The organism is Telluria sp. ZB4P37 (assembly GCF_059685855.1).
The window spans coordinates 882,327-898,931 of record NZ_JCASID010000001.1 but is presented as its reverse complement, the minus strand read 5'-3'; the positions used below and the strand labels follow the sequence as shown (position 1 = coordinate 898,931).

Annotated in this window: 15 protein-coding genes; 3 read left to right on the top strand and 12 right to left on the bottom strand. The window is 65.3% G+C overall.

What is annotated here, in order from left to right:
- Positions 1 to 37: 37 nt before the first annotated feature.
- The 9 genes from AC56K1_RS04265 to queE all read right to left on the bottom strand — a co-directional run bounded on the left by AC56K1_RS04265 (position 38) and on the right by queE (position 7,791).
- Positions 38 to 361: a hypothetical protein gene (locus tag AC56K1_RS04265; RefSeq protein ID WP_497156588.1), complete on the bottom strand. Its 324-nt coding sequence runs from the start codon at positions 359 to 361 to the stop codon at positions 38 to 40.
- Positions 361 to 1,227: a carboxylating nicotinate-nucleotide diphosphorylase gene (nadC, locus tag AC56K1_RS04260; protein WP_497156587.1), complete on the bottom strand. Its 867-nt coding sequence runs from the start codon at positions 1,225 to 1,227 to the stop codon at positions 361 to 363. The genes AC56K1_RS04265 and nadC overlap by 1 nt, the downstream gene beginning before the upstream one ends.
- Complete coding sequence (nadA, locus tag AC56K1_RS04255) at positions 1,224 to 2,354, bottom strand: quinolinate synthase NadA (RefSeq protein ID WP_497156637.1); 1,131 nt, start codon at positions 2,352 to 2,354, stop codon at positions 1,224 to 1,226. Before nadA ends, nadC begins: the two co-directional genes overlap by 4 nt.
- A gap of 101 nt (positions 2,355 to 2,455) precedes the next feature.
- A complete protein-coding gene (locus AC56K1_RS04250) occupies positions 2,456 to 4,060 on the bottom strand; it encodes an ABC-F family ATPase (protein WP_497156586.1) in 1,605 nt (534 codons plus the stop codon).
- Positions 4,061 to 4,182: 122 nt separating this feature from the next.
- On the bottom strand, positions 4,183 to 5,109 hold the full coding sequence (gene ldcA, locus AC56K1_RS04245; protein WP_497156585.1) for a muramoyltetrapeptide carboxypeptidase: 927 nt from the start codon (positions 5,107 to 5,109) through the stop codon (positions 4,183 to 4,185).
- Positions 5,106 to 6,032 (bottom strand): alpha/beta fold hydrolase, encoded by a 927-nt coding sequence (locus tag AC56K1_RS04240; RefSeq protein WP_497156584.1) that lies wholly within the window; start codon positions 6,030 to 6,032, stop codon positions 5,106 to 5,108. The genes ldcA and AC56K1_RS04240 overlap by 4 nt, the downstream gene beginning before the upstream one ends.
- Positions 6,033 to 6,202: 170 nt before the next feature.
- Positions 6,203 to 6,700, bottom strand: coding sequence for a tRNA adenosine(34) deaminase TadA (gene tadA / locus AC56K1_RS04235; protein ID WP_497156583.1), 498 nt, complete (start codon positions 6,698 to 6,700; stop codon positions 6,203 to 6,205).
- The gene (queD, locus tag AC56K1_RS04230; RefSeq protein WP_497131362.1) at positions 6,693 to 7,139 is read right to left on the bottom strand and encodes a 6-carboxytetrahydropterin synthase QueD; all 447 of its coding nucleotides are present in this window, start codon (positions 7,137 to 7,139) and stop codon (positions 6,693 to 6,695) included. Before queD ends, tadA begins: the two co-directional genes overlap by 8 nt.
- 16 nt (positions 7,140 to 7,155) lie before the next feature.
- Positions 7,156 to 7,791, bottom strand: coding sequence for a 7-carboxy-7-deazaguanine synthase (gene queE, locus AC56K1_RS04225; RefSeq protein ID WP_497156582.1), 636 nt, complete (start codon positions 7,789 to 7,791; stop codon positions 7,156 to 7,158).
- A 184-nt stretch (positions 7,792 to 7,975) separates the two neighbouring features.
- Here queE and AC56K1_RS04220 point away from each other — a divergent pair, with 184 nt between their 5' ends.
- The 3 genes from AC56K1_RS04220 to AC56K1_RS04210 all read left to right on the top strand — a co-directional run bounded on the left by AC56K1_RS04220 (position 7,976) and on the right by AC56K1_RS04210 (position 13,027).
- Entirely contained in the window at positions 7,976 to 8,926 is a 951-nt protein-coding gene (locus tag AC56K1_RS04220) for a sensor histidine kinase (protein ID WP_497156581.1), read from the top strand.
- A gap of 134 nt (positions 8,927 to 9,060) precedes the next feature.
- The gene (locus AC56K1_RS04215; RefSeq protein WP_497156580.1) at positions 9,061 to 10,059 is read left to right on the top strand and encodes a sensor domain-containing diguanylate cyclase; all 999 of its coding nucleotides are present in this window, start codon (positions 9,061 to 9,063) and stop codon (positions 10,057 to 10,059) included.
- A 103-nt stretch (positions 10,060 to 10,162) separates the two neighbouring features.
- Positions 10,163 to 13,027 (top strand): M16 family metallopeptidase, encoded by a 2,865-nt coding sequence (locus AC56K1_RS04210; protein WP_497156579.1) that lies wholly within the window; start codon positions 10,163 to 10,165, stop codon positions 13,025 to 13,027.
- Between the two features lie 113 nt (positions 13,028 to 13,140).
- Here the strand turns inward: AC56K1_RS04210 and AC56K1_RS04205 are convergent, their stop codons facing one another.
- The 3 genes from AC56K1_RS04205 to AC56K1_RS04195 all read right to left on the bottom strand — a co-directional run bounded on the left by AC56K1_RS04205 (position 13,141) and on the right by AC56K1_RS04195 (position 16,533).
- Positions 13,141 to 14,667 (bottom strand): hypothetical protein, encoded by a 1,527-nt coding sequence (locus tag AC56K1_RS04205; protein WP_497156578.1) that lies wholly within the window; start codon positions 14,665 to 14,667, stop codon positions 13,141 to 13,143.
- 252 nt (positions 14,668 to 14,919) lie between these two features.
- Positions 14,920 to 16,083, bottom strand: a complete 1,164-nt coding sequence (locus tag AC56K1_RS04200; protein ID WP_497156577.1) for a YsnF/AvaK domain-containing protein — start codon at positions 16,081 to 16,083, stop codon at positions 14,920 to 14,922.
- 24 nt (positions 16,084 to 16,107) lie between these two features.
- Positions 16,108 to 16,533 (bottom strand): YsnF/AvaK domain-containing protein, encoded by a 426-nt coding sequence (locus AC56K1_RS04195; RefSeq protein WP_497156576.1) that lies wholly within the window; start codon positions 16,531 to 16,533, stop codon positions 16,108 to 16,110.
- Positions 16,534 to 16,605 lie beyond the last annotated feature (72 nt).

The window sequence follows — 16,605 nt, the reverse complement described above, 5'->3', positions numbered from 1 at the left end:
GGGATGCTGTGAATCTACCGACGAGCCCGAGCGTGCTTCAAGCCTTGATCACATACTTGATCACGATCCCCGCCGTCAACGCGATGAAGATCACCATCGACAGCCCGCCGTGCAGCATCGGCGAGCCGATCGATACTTGCGCGGTCTGCGGGTCCTGTTCCATCCTCAGCGCCTTGCCGAACATGACCGGCCGCAGGAAGCCGCGCACGCCCACCAGGATCATGCCGATCCCGAAGCACAGGTCGGCCGTGTTGTGGCTGGCGAGCCCGCCCAGCAGGGTCGGCACGCCCAGCACGAGGCCGAACATGAGCCAGAAGATCCGGGCGCCAGTCGAGAGGCGCAGTTTGCTCCAGTCCATCATCAGCCCACGATCCGCAGCGAGTAATCGGTGGCGCGCACGTCCTTGGTCAGGCTGCCGATCGAAATGCGATCGACACCCGTTTCCGCAATCGCGCGCACCGTGTCCATGTTGATGCCGCCCGAGGCTTCCAGCAGCGCGCGGCCGGCGTTGACCGCCACCGCTTCACGCATCATCGCCAGATCGAAGTTATCCAGCAGTACCGACTTGACGCCGGCGGCCAGCGCCTCTTGAAGCTGGGCGATGGTTTCGACCTCGATCTGCACCGGTGCATTCGATCCCAGGGCGGCGGCCGCCGCCAGCGCCTTCGACACACCGCCGGCCGCGGCAATGTGGTTTTCCTTGATCAGGATGCCGTCGTAGAGCGCCATGCGCTGGTTCTTGCCGCCGCCGACACGCACCGCATACTTCTGGGCCTGGCGCAGGCCGGGCAGTGTCTTGCGGGTATCGAGGATCGCAGCTTTGGTGCCTTCGATCACGTCCACGTACTTGCGGGTGGCGGTGGCCACGCCCGACAGCAGCTGCATGAAGTTCAGCGCCGCGCGTTCGGCTGTCAGCAGCGAGCGCGGATTGGCTTCGATGGTGCAGACGACAGAGTCCGCCGTCATCATCTCGCCCTCGGCATACTTCCAGTCGATGGCGATGCTTTGATCGACCGCCAGCATCACGGCCTCGAACCAGGGCGCGCCGCACAGCACGGCGTTTTCGCGCACGATCACACGCGCCTGCACGCGCGTGTCGTTCGGCACCAGCAGGCCGGTCAGGTCGCCGCTGCCGATGTCTTCCAGCAGCGCAGCAAGGATATTGGCTTCAAACGCGGATTGCAGTTTCTCGTCGAACTGGTCGTGCTGGTTACGGAGGGTCGTCATGCGGGCCCAATTCCCTGGAACAAAGTGGTGTTCTGCTCGAGCGCACCGCTCGGCAGGGCTTGTGCTTTTTTCGCGGCCGCGAAATCGAGCATGCGGTCGATCGCGCGCTTGGCTTGAACACCGATTTCCGGGTCCACATGCACTTCGTTGGCGCCGGATTCCAGCACCTCCGCCAGGTTCTTCAGGCCGTTCATGGCCATCCATGGGCAATGCGCGCAGCTCTTGCAGGTGGCGCTGTTGCCGGCGGTCGGCGCTTCGATGAAATGCTTGCCAGGGGCGGCCAGGCGCATCTTGTGCAGGATGCCGTTGTCGGTGGCGACGATGAAGGTGGTCGCCGGCAAGTTCACCGCGGCGTTGATCAGCTGGGTGGTCGAGCCGACCACGTCGGCCTGGGCCACGACCGCGGCGGGCGACTCGGGGTGCACCAGCACCCTGGCTTCCGGATGCTCGGCCTTCAACAGGTCGAGCTCGACGCCCTTGAATTCGTCGTGCACCAGGCAGGAACCCTGCCACAGCAGCATGTCGGCGCCGGTCTGCTTCTGGATATACGCGCCCAGGTGGCGGTCCGGCGCCCACAGGATCTTCTTGCCCTGGTCGTGCAGGTGTTTCACGATATCCAGGCCGATCGAGGAAGTCACCATCCAGTCGGCGCGCGCCTTCACGGCGGCGCTGGTGTTGGCGTACACCACCACGGTGCGGTCCGGATGCTGGTCGCAGAAGGCGGCGAATTCGTCTGCCGGGCAGCCGAGATCCAGCGAGCAGGTCGCGTCCAGGTCCGGCATCAGGATGGTCTTTTCCGGGCTCAGGATCTTGGCCGATTCGCCCATGAAGCGCACGCCGGCCACCACCAGGGTCCTGGCCGGGTGGTCGCGGCCGAAGCGCGCCATCTCGAGCGAGTCCGAGACGCAGCCGCCGGTTTCCTCGGCCAGGTCCTGCAGGTCGGCGTCCACGTAATAGTGAGCGACAAGCACCGCGTCGCGTTCCTTCAACAAGCGGCGAATGCGCTCCTTGAGCTCGATTTTTTCGCTGGCGGTCGGGGTCGCGGGCGTGCGCGCCCACGCTTCCGAGGTGCAGGAAAGGCCACCTTGCGGGTGGTCGTATTCATAGGTCTTGATCGGTACGGTAATCATGAGGTCATGGTCTCGTGGAACGGGCCGGGAACGGCGGCCAGTCAGGCATCCGCAGGAGGGAATGATTCAGCCCATCCCGCGGATGCAGTGCATCGGCTTCAAGCCTCGATACCCTGGCTGCTCAGGTAATCTTCATAGCTGCCACGGAAATCGACGATTTCGTTTTCCTTCACTTCGAGCACGCGCGTGGCGAGCGACGACACGAATTCGCGGTCGTGCGACACGAAGATCAGGGTGCCTTCGTATTTATCCAGAGCGATGTTGAGCGACTCGATCGATTCCATGTCCATGTGGTTGGTCGGCTCGTCCAGCAGCATCACGTTGTGGCGGCCCAGCATGAGCTTGCCATACATCATGCGGCCCTTTTCGCCGCCGGACAGCACCTTGACCGACTTCTTGACCTCGTCGCCACCGAACAGCAGGCGCCCCAGGATCGAGCGCACGGCCAGGTCGTCGTCGCCCTCTTTGGTCCAGCGTCCCATCCAGTCGGTCAGCACCGCGTCGGTCGGGAATTCCTCAGTCGGATCCTGCGGCATGTAGCCGACGTTCGCGTTCTCGGCCCACTTGGTGCGGCCATGGTCGGCGTCCAGGCCGGTGATGTCCTTGCCGCCGATGCAGCGCAGCAGCGTGGTCTTGCCGGCGCCGTTGGCGCCGATGATCGCGACCCGCTCGCCGGCCTCGATCATGATCGAGAAATTCTTGAACAGCGGGCGGTCGTAGGCCTTGCTCAAGCCCTCGGTTTCCACCGCCAGGCGGTGCAGCTTCTTCTCGGCTTCGAAGCGCACGAACGGATAGGCGCGCGAGGATGGCTTGAAGTCTTCGATCTTGATCTTGTCGATCTGCTTGGCACGCGAGGTCGCCTGGCGCGCCTTGGACTTGTTGGCCGAGAAGCGGCGCACGAATTCCTGCAGTTCGGCGACCTTTTCCTTGGCCTTGGCATTGTTGGCCAGTTGCTGGTTGCGCGCCTGGGTCGACGCCAGCATGTAGTCGTCGTAGGAACCCGGGTAGACCTTCAGGGTGCCGTAGTCCATGTCGGCGATGTGGGTGCAGACCTGGTTCAGGAAGTGGCGATCGTGCGAGATGATGATCATCGTCGAATTGCGCTGGTTGAGCATGTCTTCCAGCCAGCGGATCGTGTTGATGTCCAGGTTGTTGGTCGGCTCGTCCAGCAGCAGGATGTCCGGATTCGAGAACAGGGCTTGGGCCAGCAGCACGCGAAGCTTCCAGCCAGGCGCCACGGCGCTCATCGGGCCCTGGTGCAGGTCGCCCGCGATGTCCAGGCCCAGCAGCAGTTCGCCGGCGCGGGCTTCGGCCGAGTAGCCGTCGTATTCGGCGACCTTGCCTTCGAGCTCGGCGGCGCGCATGTAGTCGTCGTCGGTCGCTTCCGGATTGGCATAGATGGCGTCGCGTTCCGAGATGGCGTTCCACAGCTCGGTGTGGCCCATCATGACGACGTCCAGCACGCGGATGTCTTCGTAGGCGAACTGGTCCTGGCGGAGTTTACCAAGGCGCTCGCCCGGGTCGAGGCTGACGTTGCCGGCCGATGGCTCCAGGTCGCCGCCAAGGATCTTCATGAAGGTCGACTTGCCGCAGCCGTTCGCCCCGATCAGGCCGTAACGGTTGCCGTCGCCGAACTTGACGGAGATGTTCTCGAACAGCGGCTTGGCGCCGAACTGCATGGTGATATTGGCTGTGGATAGCACTAGGAAACCTTTGGAAGCGGAGTTTACGATTAACCGTGCATTTTACCATCGCAGCAGCGACTGGGCGAGACCGTGCCGGCCAACCCCGGTTTGGCGTATCGGCCGGGCCCGGCATGCCCTGCTCAGCCGCAGCCGATGGTGCGCAGCGTCGGGTAATCCGACAAGCTGAGCGTGAAGCCTTCGGGGTTTGATGCCAGCCGCCCCTGCGCGCCGAAGGGAATCGTCACCCGGCGCGGACCATGGCCGAAGCTCAGGCCATGGATGACGGGCAGCGGCAGCGTGGCGCGCAGGTGGGCCAGCATCGTGTCGAAATCGTAACCGTTATCGTTCTTTCTGAGCTGGTAGCCCGAGAAATCGCCCAGCACGACGGCGCGCTGGCGCGCCAGTACCCCGGCGTGCTCCAGCTGCAGCAGCATGCGCTCGACCCGGTAGGGATGCTCGCCGATGTCCTCGAGGTAGAGGATGCCGCCTTCGATATTCGGGAAGTACGGGGTGCCCAGCAGCGACACCACCATCGCCAGGTTACCGCCCCAGACCGTGCCGGAGGTCTCGATGCAGGGATTGCCGCTGGCGCACTCGGTGATGGTATGGGTCGGGCCGGCCAGGCAGTGCCAGAAATTGTCGAGCGTGAACGGGACCGTGTCGCGCGCGCCGAAGTCGCCCACCAGCATCGGCCCGGCATAGCTGAGGGCGCCGGTGCGGGCCATCAGGCCCATGTGGATGGCGGTGACGTCGGAGAAGCCGACCACCAGCTTGCCGCTGGCGGCGATCGCCTCGAAATCGATCTGCGGCAGCAGTCGCGTGGTGCCGTAGCCGCCGCGCAGGGCCATGATCAGCTGGATATCCGGGTCGGCCACCGCGGCCTGCAGCTGGGCCAGGCGGCCCTGGTCGGTGCCGCCAAAGCGCTCGTGGATGGAGGCGTGGTCGTAGTAATTGTGGACCAGGCAGCCGTGCGCCTCGAGGCGGCTGACTGCACGGTCGACCGCGCAGGGGTCGAGGGCCTGGCCGCCGGGGGCGATGATGGCAATGCCGATTTGTTGGGTGATCACTGTTTGACAAATAGCCGGGGTGTTGAGTCCGGTAGCATCTTACCCCTGGCGTGGGCATCGATCAAGGCGAGCAGCCGCTCGGCCAGTTGTGGCGGCAGGTCGTGGCCCATGCCTTCGATGACCTCGAGGCGGGCGCCGGGGATGCGGCTGGCGGTATCCTCGCCGCAGGCCAGCGGCACCAGCGGGTCGGCCGCGCCGTGGATCACCAGCGAGGGCGCGCTGATGGTAGCCAGCTGGGCGCAGCGGTCGCCGGAGGCGGCGATCGCCATCATCTGGCGCGCCACCCCGCTGGGGCAGTAGCTGCGCCGCACCGAGCGGGCCACGCGCCGGCGCAGCAGGCGCTCGGGCGTTGGATAGGACGGGCTGCCGATGGCGCGCATGACTTCCATGCCCTGATCGATGATGCTCTCGATGTCGGACGGGTTGCCCGGGCGGCGCTCAAGCAGCTTGCGCAGCTTTTTCTCCGGGCCCGGCAAGCCGCGCCGGCAGCTGCTCGACATGATCGAGGTCAGGCTCAGGATGCGCTGCGGGTAACGCGCGGCGAGGATCTGGGCAATCATGCCGCCCATCGATACCCCGACCACGTGGGCGCGCGCCACCCCCAGCGCGGAGAGCACGCCGATGGCGTCTCCGGCCATGTCGTCGAGGCAGTAGGCGGCGCGCAGCGGCCAGCCGAGCGTCGACTTGAATGCAGCGATGGAGAGGTTGGGTACGCCGGCCTGCTCGAACTTGGTCGACAGGCCGCTGTCGCGGTTATCGAAACGGATCACGTAGAAGCCGAGCTCGACCAGGCCGTCGACGAATTCGTCGGGCCAGCTCGCAAGCTGCATGCCGAGGCCATGCACCAGCAGCAGCGGCACGGCCTTGGGATCGCCTGCGGTATCGAAGGCGATGCGGATTCCGTTGGCATTCAACGTTGGCATGGCGACATATCGGCGCCGCGCAGGGCGGCATCGGTTCTCTCGGCGTTGCGGTGGAATGGACTCGCCGCGCGGGACGGCTTGAATCGAGCATACCACTTTCGCAAGCCTGCGGGCGCCCGCACCCGGTGCGCGGGCCTGCGCTGTCGCATGGACCCGCGCACTGCCCTGGCCTACGGCCTGTCCGGCAATTTCCGGGCCGCGGCCCTGCGTTCAGCGAAGAAGGCCTTGAGCAGGCTGCTTGCTTCCTCGGCCATGAGGCCACCCGTGACTTCGGTGTGGTGGTTGAGTTTTTCCTGCTCGAACAAATTTACCACCGAGCCGCAGGCGCCGGTCTTCGGGTCAAGCGCGGCATAGACCACCCGCGCCAGGCGCGCATGCATCATCGCGCCCGAGCACATGATGCAGGGTTCGAGCGTGACGTACAGCTCGCAGCCGGGCAGCCGGTAGTTGCCGAGCTTTTCCGCGGCCGCGCGCAGTGCGACGATTTCGGCGTGGGCAGTGGGGTCGTGGCGCCCGATCGGCTGGTTGTAGCCGACGGAAATGACTTCGCCGTCCTTGACCACGACCGCGCCGACCGGCACCTCTCCTTCCGCCCAGGCCAGCCTGGCCTGTTCGAGGGCCAGTCCCATGAAGTGCGATGCCGCCGGCCCGGACGCCTGCTCAGGCATCGAGGACTTCTGCCCAGCAGTTCGGGGTTTCGTGCAGCACCAGCTTGTGCAGGCGTAACCCGGTGCCGTAGCGGTCGGTGAAGACCGTCTTGAGGATGCCGAAGGCGACGCGCGCCAGGTTTTCGACTGTCGGGATGCAGTCGATCACCACGGTCTTGTGGCCGGGGAGCGACGCAAGGAACTCGCGCACCTTGTCGTCTTTTTCGTACACGAGGAAGGCATGGTCCCAGACGTCGACCAGGTGTTCCTTCGCCAGCGTCTTGACGTCGGAGAAATCCATGATCATGCCGTTGTCGGAATTTCCCTCAGCGTTGATGACTTCGCCGGTAAGGGTGATCTCGAGGGTATAGCGGTGGCCGTGCAGGTTGCGGCACTGGCTCTTGTGGTCGGGAATGCGATGGCCTGCATCGAATTCCAGCTTGCGGGTAATGGTCAACATTGCGGCTTCAGGTAACTTAGGGAATCTGGAGGAGTTTGTGGGTCTGGAGGCTGAGCTTCCACTTCGGATTGCGGCGGCAGGTCTCGATCGCCAGGCGCGTGTTTTGTGCGGCGAGCGGGCCGTCCATCGGCTGTACATAGAAGTTCTCGAAGTCGAGTCCCTCGTAGGCCGCCAGGTCCTGGTCCGCCTGCGGGATGACGACCTTGATCTCGTTGCCCCGTGCGACCACCAGCTGCGAGCCCATCTTCGGGCTGACGCAGACCCAGTCCACCCCGCCAGGGACCGGCAGCGTGCCGTTAGTCTCGATGGCGATGGTAAAGCCCACCGCGTGCATGGCGTCGATCAGAGCGCGGTCGAGCTGCAGCAGCGGCTCGCCGCCGGTAAACACGACGTATTTGCTGGCCGCATGGGTGGCCGGCCACAGGCTGTCGATCTCGGTAGCCAAAGCGGCGGCATCGCGGAACTTGCCGCCGCGCTCGCCGTCGGTGCCGACGAAATCGGTATCGCAGAAGCGGCAGATGCTGGTGGCGCGGTCCTGCTCGCGGCCGGTCCACAGGTTGCAGCCGGAGAAGCGGCAGAACACGGCCGGGCGCCCCGCATGGGCGCCTTCTCCCTGCAAGGTGTAGAAGATCTCTTTGATGCTGTAAGTCACAGTAAGCCTCTCGTCAACCTTCCATTATAGCGCGCCGCGCCGCTGCCATGCTACTGCCGCGGTCCTGCCAATGCCGCCGCAATGGCCCGGTGTGGCGTTCATGCATTGATGATCAGCAATATTCTCTGTCGGACTCCGATGTACCTTCCTGAGGAATGTTCCGAACGTGAGTCAGAAAGAAGCCATGACAAACTCCATCTCATTCCTAATTCAGCTGTCGGTGCTGGCGGCAAGCGCCGCCGCCACGCCGGCCGTGGCCGCCGAGCTTGCCGCTGCGCCGCCGCTGCCGCTGCGCGGCGCGCCGCCCGAGCTGCTGGGCACGGCCATGGTGGCGCTGGCCGCTCTCGCGTTGGCCGTGCTGCTGCAGCGCCGCTCGCGGGCAGCGGAAGAACGCAGCCGCTCGCTCGAGCTGCAACTGGCGGCCGAACGCCATGCCCATGCCGATGTCGAGAATGCATTGGCCGGCAGCCATGAAATGCTGTGCCGGCTGGTGCATGGCCAGGAAGGCGTGCGTGACTCCGAGCGGTCCCGTATCGCGCGCGACCTGCACGAGGAACTCGGCCACCGGCTGCTGGCCCTGCGCGTCGAACTCGCGCTGCAGCAGGCCGCCGTGCGCGGCGCTTCCCCCGCCATCCACGACAAGCTCACCGCGTCGATTGCGAATCTCGATGCATCGATCCGGGCCGTGCGCGCCATCGTCGCCGGCCTGCGCCCGATCGCCCCCGGCACCACCCTGCGCCAGGCCGCCGAGCGCCACCTTGCCGAGTTCGCCCGCCTGCACGGGCTGGATTACCGCTTCGACGCCGGCTGCGACCCGCTCGCTCCTTGCGCGACCGACCGTGAAACCGACGCCGTGCTGTTCCGTGCCTTGCAGGAAGCGCTGGCGAACGTGGCCCACCATGCGCAGGCGACCATGGTCTGCGTCACCCTGGTCGATTCGGCCCGCGACATCACCCTGAAAGTGGAAGACGACGGCACCGGTCCGGCCGTCCAGCCGCAGCGCGGCAGCAGCCTGGACGGCATGCGCGAACGCGCCGATGCCCTCGGCGGCAGCATGCGCCTGGCCGCCGGGCGGCGCGGCGGCACCGTCGTCGCCGTCACCCTGCCGGTACGGCGGGAGCCGTTGATGGCGTGAATGCGCGCCACGGGTAATGTCGAGCACCTGTAAATAATCTTGCTCAAAATCAATAAGATTCTGTGCTTGCGGTAGCAAAATCGTTTCCTGTTGGCAGTCACTTCGGCTGCTGGACCGGAACCGCAGAGGACCTTATGATCAGCTCGACAATAACAAGCGCCGGCATCAACCTGCCAGTCGCGAACGCGCTCGTCAAAGACGATGCCTTCGTCGGTCAACTGATGGAAACCATCTCGATCCCGGTCTTCGTACTCGACCGCGATGCCCGCGTCATGATCTGGAACCGGGCGTGCGAACGGCTGACCGGCGTTCCCGCACGCGAAATCCTCGGCACCAGCGACCATTGGCGCAGCTTCTACGAGCACCGGCGCCCTACCCTGGCCGACCTGGTGCTGCAGAACCGTACCGACGAGGTGCGCCAGATCATCCCGCGCTGCGCGACTGAGGGCGCCCCGGCCAGCCTGTGCCTGGAGAGCTGGTTCGACATGCCGCGCGCCGGCCGCCGCCGCTACCTGGCGGCCGACGCCAGCCCGATCTACGATTCCGAAGGTGAATTGTCGGCCGTGGTCGAGACCCTGCGCGACCTGACCGAGGAAAAGATGGCCCAGGTGGCGCTCGAGCAGCTGGCTACTCGCGACGGCCTGACGGGACTTGCCAACCGCCGCTGCTTCGACGATACCCTGCACGCAGAATGGGCGCGCGCCCTGCGCCAGGGCCAGCCGCTGTCGCTCCTGATGGTGGACGTCGACAACTTCAAGGCGTACAACGACGCCAACGGCCACCTCGGCGGCGACGAATGCCTCAAGCGCATCGCCAAGGCCGTGTCCAGCGAAATGCGCGCCAACGACCTCGTCGCGCGCTATGGCGGCGAGGAGTTCGCCGTGATCCTGCCGAACCAGTCGCTCAAGGGCGCGGCCATCGTGGCCGAACGCATCCGCTGCCGGGTCGAGCAGCTGCAGCTGCCCTCCACTGCCCCGACCCGCCACGTGACGGTGTCGATCGGCGCGGCCACCGCGATTGCCGGGCCCGACAGCACTGCCAGCCAGCTGGTCGCGATCGCCGACGCCGCCCTGTACCGGGCCAAGCACCTGGGCCGCAACCGCATCAGCCTGCCCCTGAGCGAAGCGGCGTAACATCCCCCAGCTGCGCGCCACGACTGCACGCCTGAATTCACTGTTCTTTCCTAGTCGAATATTCTATCCTTCGCGGTTAGAAATATTCCAATAAGGAGAGACCGTGTTGAAACCCATCCTGTCGCGCAGCCTGCTGGCGACGATCATTCCCGCCGCGCTGCTGGCTTTCGCGGCGCCGGCCATGGCTGCGGTCCCTTCCAGGGTGGCACCCGCCGCCGACGTGCTGCCCTTCAAGGCTGTTGAAAAAACCTTGCCGAACGGCCTGAAGGTGATCGTCGTGCCGACCGGCTTCCCGAACCTGGTGTCCGTGCACATTCCGGTGCAGACCGGTTCGCGCAATGAAGTCGAACCGGGCAAGTCGGGCTTCGCCCACTTTTTCGAGCACATGATGTTCCGCGGCACCCCGGCCTATCCGCCGGAGAAATACCAGCAGATCATCACGCAAGCCGGTGCGCGCCAGAACGCCTACACCAGCGACGACCTGACCAACTACTACACGACCTTCGCCAAGGAAGACCTGGAGACCGTGCTCAAGGTTGAAGCCGACCGCTTCCAGCACCTGTCCTATCCGGTCGAGGCCTTCAAGACCGAGTCGCGCGCCGTGCTGGGCGAGTACAACAAGAACAGTGCGAACCCGATGCAGAAGCTGTTCGAGGTGCAGCGCGAAGCAGCGTTCACCACCCACACCTACCGCCACACGACGATGGGCTTCCTCAAGGACATCGAGGACATGCCCAACCAGTACGAGTATTCGAAGGTCTTTTTTGATCGCTGGTACCGTCCGGAGCGCACCACCGTCATCGTCGCCGGCGACGTCGAGCCGGCCAAGGCCATCGCGATGGTCGAGCGCTACTTCGGCTCGTGGAAACGCGGCAGCTTCAAGTCGAACGTGCCGGTCGAGCCGCCGGCACGCGGCGCCCAGTACCGCCACGTGCCATGGCCGACCCCCACCCTGCCCCTGGTGACCGTCGCCTTCCGCGCGCCGGCCTTCTCGGAAACGCAAAAAGACCAGGCCGCGCTGTCGATGCTGCTGTCGCTCTCGTTCGGGCGCACCTCGACCCTGTACAAGCGCCTGGTGCAGGACGAGCAGAAGGTCGACCAGCTGTTCGACTTTACCCCGAACCGGGTCGACGCCACGCTGGCCACGATCGGCGCCCGCGTCAAGAAGGCCTCCGACGCCGTCTATGTGCGCGACGCCATCCTGGAGACGGTGGCGAAGCTGCGCGACGAGCCGGTTGCGGCGAGTGCCCTGGCGGATGCCAAGTCGGCCAACAAGTACGGCCTGATCCGCTCGCTCGACAACACCGAGGCGATCGCCTCGACCCTGGCGTCCTACGTGCACTTCGACCGTTCCTACGGCACCCTGAACCGCTACTACCGTGTGGTCGACAGCTTGAGCCCGGCCGACCTGCAGGCCGCCGCCCGCAAATACCTGGTGGACGACTCGATGGTGGTGACTACCCTGTCGCATGAAGCGCTGCCGGCGGCGGTTGGCACGCTGCCGAAGCTGGCGGGCTTCGCTCCCAAGCCTGGCGGGACCGGGTTCGACGTGCTGGTCCAGAAATCGACGCTGCCGCAGATCCGCTTCAAGCTGCTCTTCGCGGCCGGCTCCGCGCATGACCCGAAAGGCAAGGAAGGCCTGGCCGCGCTGACCGCCGCGATGGTCGCGTCAAGCGGTTCGCGCGAGCGCAAGATCGACGAGGTCAACAAGGCCCTGTTCCCGCTGGCGGCCAGCCTCGTTGAACAGACCGACAAGGAAATGACCACCTTCACCGGCACCACCCACAAGGACAACTGGGACCAGTTTCTTGGCATCGCCCTGCCGCTGCTGCTGGAGCCGGGCTTTCGCGAGGAAGACTTCCGCCGCCTGAAGGACGCACAGAAGAATGCGCTGGTGCTGGACCTGAAGGACAACAACGAAGAGGAATTCGGCAAGGAGCGCCTGCAGGCGAATGTCTTCGCCGGCACGCCCTACGGCCACCCGGTGCTGGGCAGCACCAAGGGCATCGAGGCTATCACCCTGGACGACGTGAAGAACTTCTACCGCCAGGCCTATACCAAGGAAGCCGTGCGGGTGGGCATCTCGGGCGACGTGTCCGAGAAGATGGCGGCTTCGCTCAAGACCGCGCTGTCACGCCTGCCCGCCGGCAGCGGCCTGGCGCCGACCCCGAACATTCGTGGCCGGATGCCGAACGGCCTGGAAGTCGAGATCGTCGAAAAGAACACCCGTGCGACCGCGATCTCCTTCGGCCTGCCTTTGGAAGTCACCCGTTCGCACCCGGACTTCCCGGCCCTGTGGATGGCGAAGACCTGGCTGGGCGAGCACCGCGCCTCGAGCGCACGCCTGTACCAGCGCATTCGTGAAGAGCGTGGCCTGAACTACGGCGACTATGCCTATATCGAAGCCTTCCCGCGCGGGATGTTCCAGTTTTTCCCGAACCCGAACCTGGGCCGCAAGGCGCAATTGTTCGAAGTCTGGATCCGCCCGGTCGCCCCGCAGAACGGCCACTTTGCCCTGCGCGCCGCCCTGTTCGAGCTGGACAAGCTGGTGGCAAATGGCTTGAGCCAGCGGGACTTCGAGACCACCCGCGGGTACCTGATGAAGAACGTGTTCGTGATGACGGCGACGCAGGACCAGCAGCTCGGCTATGCGCTCGACGCCCAATGGTACCGCACGCCGGAATTCACGCGCATGATGCGCGACGCCCTGGCGAAACTGAGCGTGGCAGACGTGAACGCGGCGATCAGGAAGCACCTCTCCAGCAAGAACCTGTCGGTGGTGGTGATCACCAAGGATGCGGCCGAGCTGAAGGAAAAGCTGGTGAGCGATGCCTTCTCGCCGGTCAAGTACGACGCCAACAAGCCGCAGGCGCTGCTGGATGAAGACCAGAAGATCGGGTCGATGAAGCTGGGGATCAAGCCGGAGGCGGTAAAGATCACGCCGGCGATGCAGGTGTTTGCGGAGTGAGTTAGTTCGTTTCGCTATATGTACCCGTTAAATCGGCGCCCTTGGGCGCCGATTTTTTCTGGTTACTGGCTGCGGAGCGACATTGAAGTACGCGCTACACGCGCACTCCCCGATCAAGACGTCATCCGATCCCACCCCTGCCGCACCGCCGACTTCATCTTCTCCCATGTCGACTGCCCGCCGCTGCCGTAGCGGGTAACCCAGCCGGTGCGCAGGTCGTCCTCGACTTCGTTCCACTGGCGGCCGCGGTATTTTTCGCTGCTCGCCATCTCCGAGCCATAGGAGTAGGCCGGCTTGTACTCGTCATAGGACGAGCCTTCGGTGGCGCTGCTGTAGGTGGCGTTCCAGTGCCTGCGGTAGGCAGTGTCGTCGTCGTCGAGGTCCAGCTGGTCGGCCGTCGACATGCCGTGGCCGCCGGTCATGCTTTCCCAGCCATGCCGGACCGCCGTCTTCATCTTGTCCCAGGCCCCGCCCACGCCTTCGGTGCCGCTTGCGGTGCTGCCGGTGCCGTTCGCGATGCGCGAATCCCAGCCGCGGCGCATGTCGCCCTCGATGTCGTCCCATGGCTGGTTGCGGTACATCTGGCTCTTGCGCATCTCGGCACCGAAGGAATAGGCCGGCTTGTAGTCGTCGTAGTTGTCGCCCGAGCTGCTCAGGTGAGTATCGTAGTGGCTGCGGAAGCGGGTATCGTCGTCGTCGCCGAAGCTGCTGCCGAGGTCCTGGCTCGGGCCTGAACCCGTCCCCGTCGCCGGCGAATAGATGCGGGACTTGCCGCGCTGGATTTCCATCGATCCCATGTTGGGGCTGGAAGCGCTGCCAGTGATCGCGTCGCGCTGCTGCGAAGCGGCGCCGGCGCCCTGGTAGGCCGAGCCCTCCAGTGCCGAGCCGCGGATCGTGCCGCCCTGCTGGCCCGAGCTGTCGAACGAAGCATCCGTGCCCTGGGTGCCGTCGAGCGCGGAGCCCTGCACCGAGTTCTCCTGCAGGGTCGAACCCTGGAAGGAGGTGCCGCCGGTGGCGCTCAGGCCGCTCTTGCCCATTGGTTCCTGGTAGGTCTGGCCCATCGGCTCGGCCTGGTTCAGCGACTGCTGCGCGAACAGCTTGCGGTCGCCTGCGTCGTCGAGCTGCTGCGCCAGGAACGGAGCGGCCTGAACCGACGGCTGCCCCGAAGATGGGGTCGCAGACTGGGCCGACATCTGGGCCGACTGCTGCATTCCGCCGGCGCCGCTCATGCGCATGGACTCCGGCATGCCGGCCGCGCCGGTCCCCGAAGCCTGTTCGTCGATGTCGGTCGGGCCATAGCGCTCGACGATGTCGGCCGCGCGTTCGACTTCCGGGAGCGAATCGGCGGTGACGGTGAGCACGTGGTGGCCACGCGTGACCGCACCCTCGTAGCGGCTGACGCGGTCGCCGTGGTCGGCACCGAACAGGTCGTGGAAGAAGTGCTTGATGCTGGCGCCGAGGCTTTCGCCGGGCTCGGAGGTATCGCGGCCCGGATCCCCGGTCACGCTGTCGGTCATGCCGGTCGGGTCGGCGTTGGACAGGCGCACGTCCTGGTGCGAGAAATTCGAGGACAACAGTTCGTTCATTGCATTCTGGGCGTCGGTCCGGTTATCGAACACGGCTACGAGAGTATGTTGCATGGTCGTTCCTCCGAAATGGTCAATATCATGGCGCAGGCCGCTGCACGCGATGCACCCGCCACGGCTGGGCGAATGGGTTGAGATTACTCCAAACCCGCAGCGGCGCGCGCGCGACTGCCGTGCACGGATCGCGGGCCTGGCGCGGTCCGGTCGGCGGGACCTGCAACCCGCCCACGCCAATGAAAAACGGCGCCCGTGACGGCGCCGTTTCGCGTGCTGCGGGCGGCCGTGAAGGCCGCCGCAATGCCCGTCCTAGTACGAACGATTGCCGCTGTTGTCGTCGGTCATGCGGTCCCAGCCATGACGCACGGCGGCCTTCATTCTTTCCCAGGTCGAGCCGGCCTTGCCGGCGTTGCGGGTCTCCCAGTCGGTGCGCAGGTCGCCCTCGACGTCGGCCCAGGCGCGGTCTTTGTAGCGGGTATCGCTGCGCATCTGCGAGCCATAGCCGTAAGCCGGCGCGTAATCGTCGTACGAACCGCCCGAAGTGCCGTAGGTGCTCTGGAAGTGGTTGCGGTAATAGCTGTCGTTGTCCATGGCGCCGGTGGCGCCCAGCCGCTCGACGTCCACTTCGGTGCGGCGCACGGTGTCGGTGACCTGCTCCTGGCGCTCGTTGACCTGCTTGCCGATCGTGACTTCCTCGACGATGCGCGCCGACTTCTCGACCACGGCTTCCTCGGCGCTTTCGCGCATCTCGATGGTCTGCTCCTTGAACGCGGTGACGTCCGCAGGATTGATCGGCTGGTTCACCTGGCGGCGCTGGACGTCGACGTGCTCTTCGCGCAGGCCGATGGTTTCATTGACCGGGGTTTCCACGACGCGCGAGAAGATGCGCACGCCGCCGCGCTGGACTTCGCGCTTGCCCACATTGAGCTGCTCTTCCATCACCGGGATCGATCGGGTCGCCCCGGACTGGGTGGCGGTATCGCGCTGCTGCGATCCGGCGGTGAGGGCGCCCTGCTGGGTCGAGGCCGACTGCGCCGACTGCGCCGACTGCGCCGACATCGACGACGAGGACATGCCGCTCTGGCTGCCCGAGAGCATCGCACCGGCGGCGCCCATGCCGCTCGAATGCTCGTCGATGTCGATCGGGCCGAAGCCTTCGACGATATCGGCTGCGCGCTCGACTTCGTCGAGCGAATCGGCGGTGAGCGTGATGACGTTCTTGCCGCTGCTGACCGCGCCTTCGTAACGGGTCACGTTGTCGTTGCTGTCGCCGAACAGGTCGCTGAAGAAGTTCTTGATGCCGCTGCCGAAGCCGGTATCGGTGTCGGCCGTGGTGGTCGTGGTGGTGCTGGTACCGGTGTCGGAGCCCGACAGGCGCACATCCTCGCGCGAGAAGCCCGAGGACAGCAATTCGTTCATGGCGTTTTGTGCGTCGGTGCGGTTATCGAATACAGCTACAAGAGTATGTTGCATGGTCGTTCCTCCGTTAGGGGTCAGTCATGGCTCCGGCGGATTGCCGGCATCGTCGAATCGCTCCACGTCGACACGTTCCACTTTCAGCGCAACGGTTTCCTGGTAGCGTTCTTCCTGCCGGGTCCGGGTAATATGCAGCTCTTCCTTGATGCGAAGCCGCCGTTCGACGACCAGCACTTCCTCGAGCACGGGAATGATCAGCGTATCGCCTTCGTACCGGTTGGCCGGCGCTTCGCCGGCCGCCACGATGCGGTCGATCGGGACGTGCCTGACCTGCACTTCGTCGCGCGACAGGCGCTCGTCGATGGTGACAGGCTGCTCCGATACCGTCTTGTGGATGCGGACGCCGCGGCCGGTTTCCACGACACGGGTTCCAAAGGCGAGCTGCTCTTCGATCACGGGAATCCGCACACCATCCTGATCGTTGTGCTCGGGGGTCGTACTGGGCATCAATCGGCTCCTCGAAATCGCTGGATGAGAGCGAACGAGATTACCCGAATCGGCGTGAGACCTGCACACCCT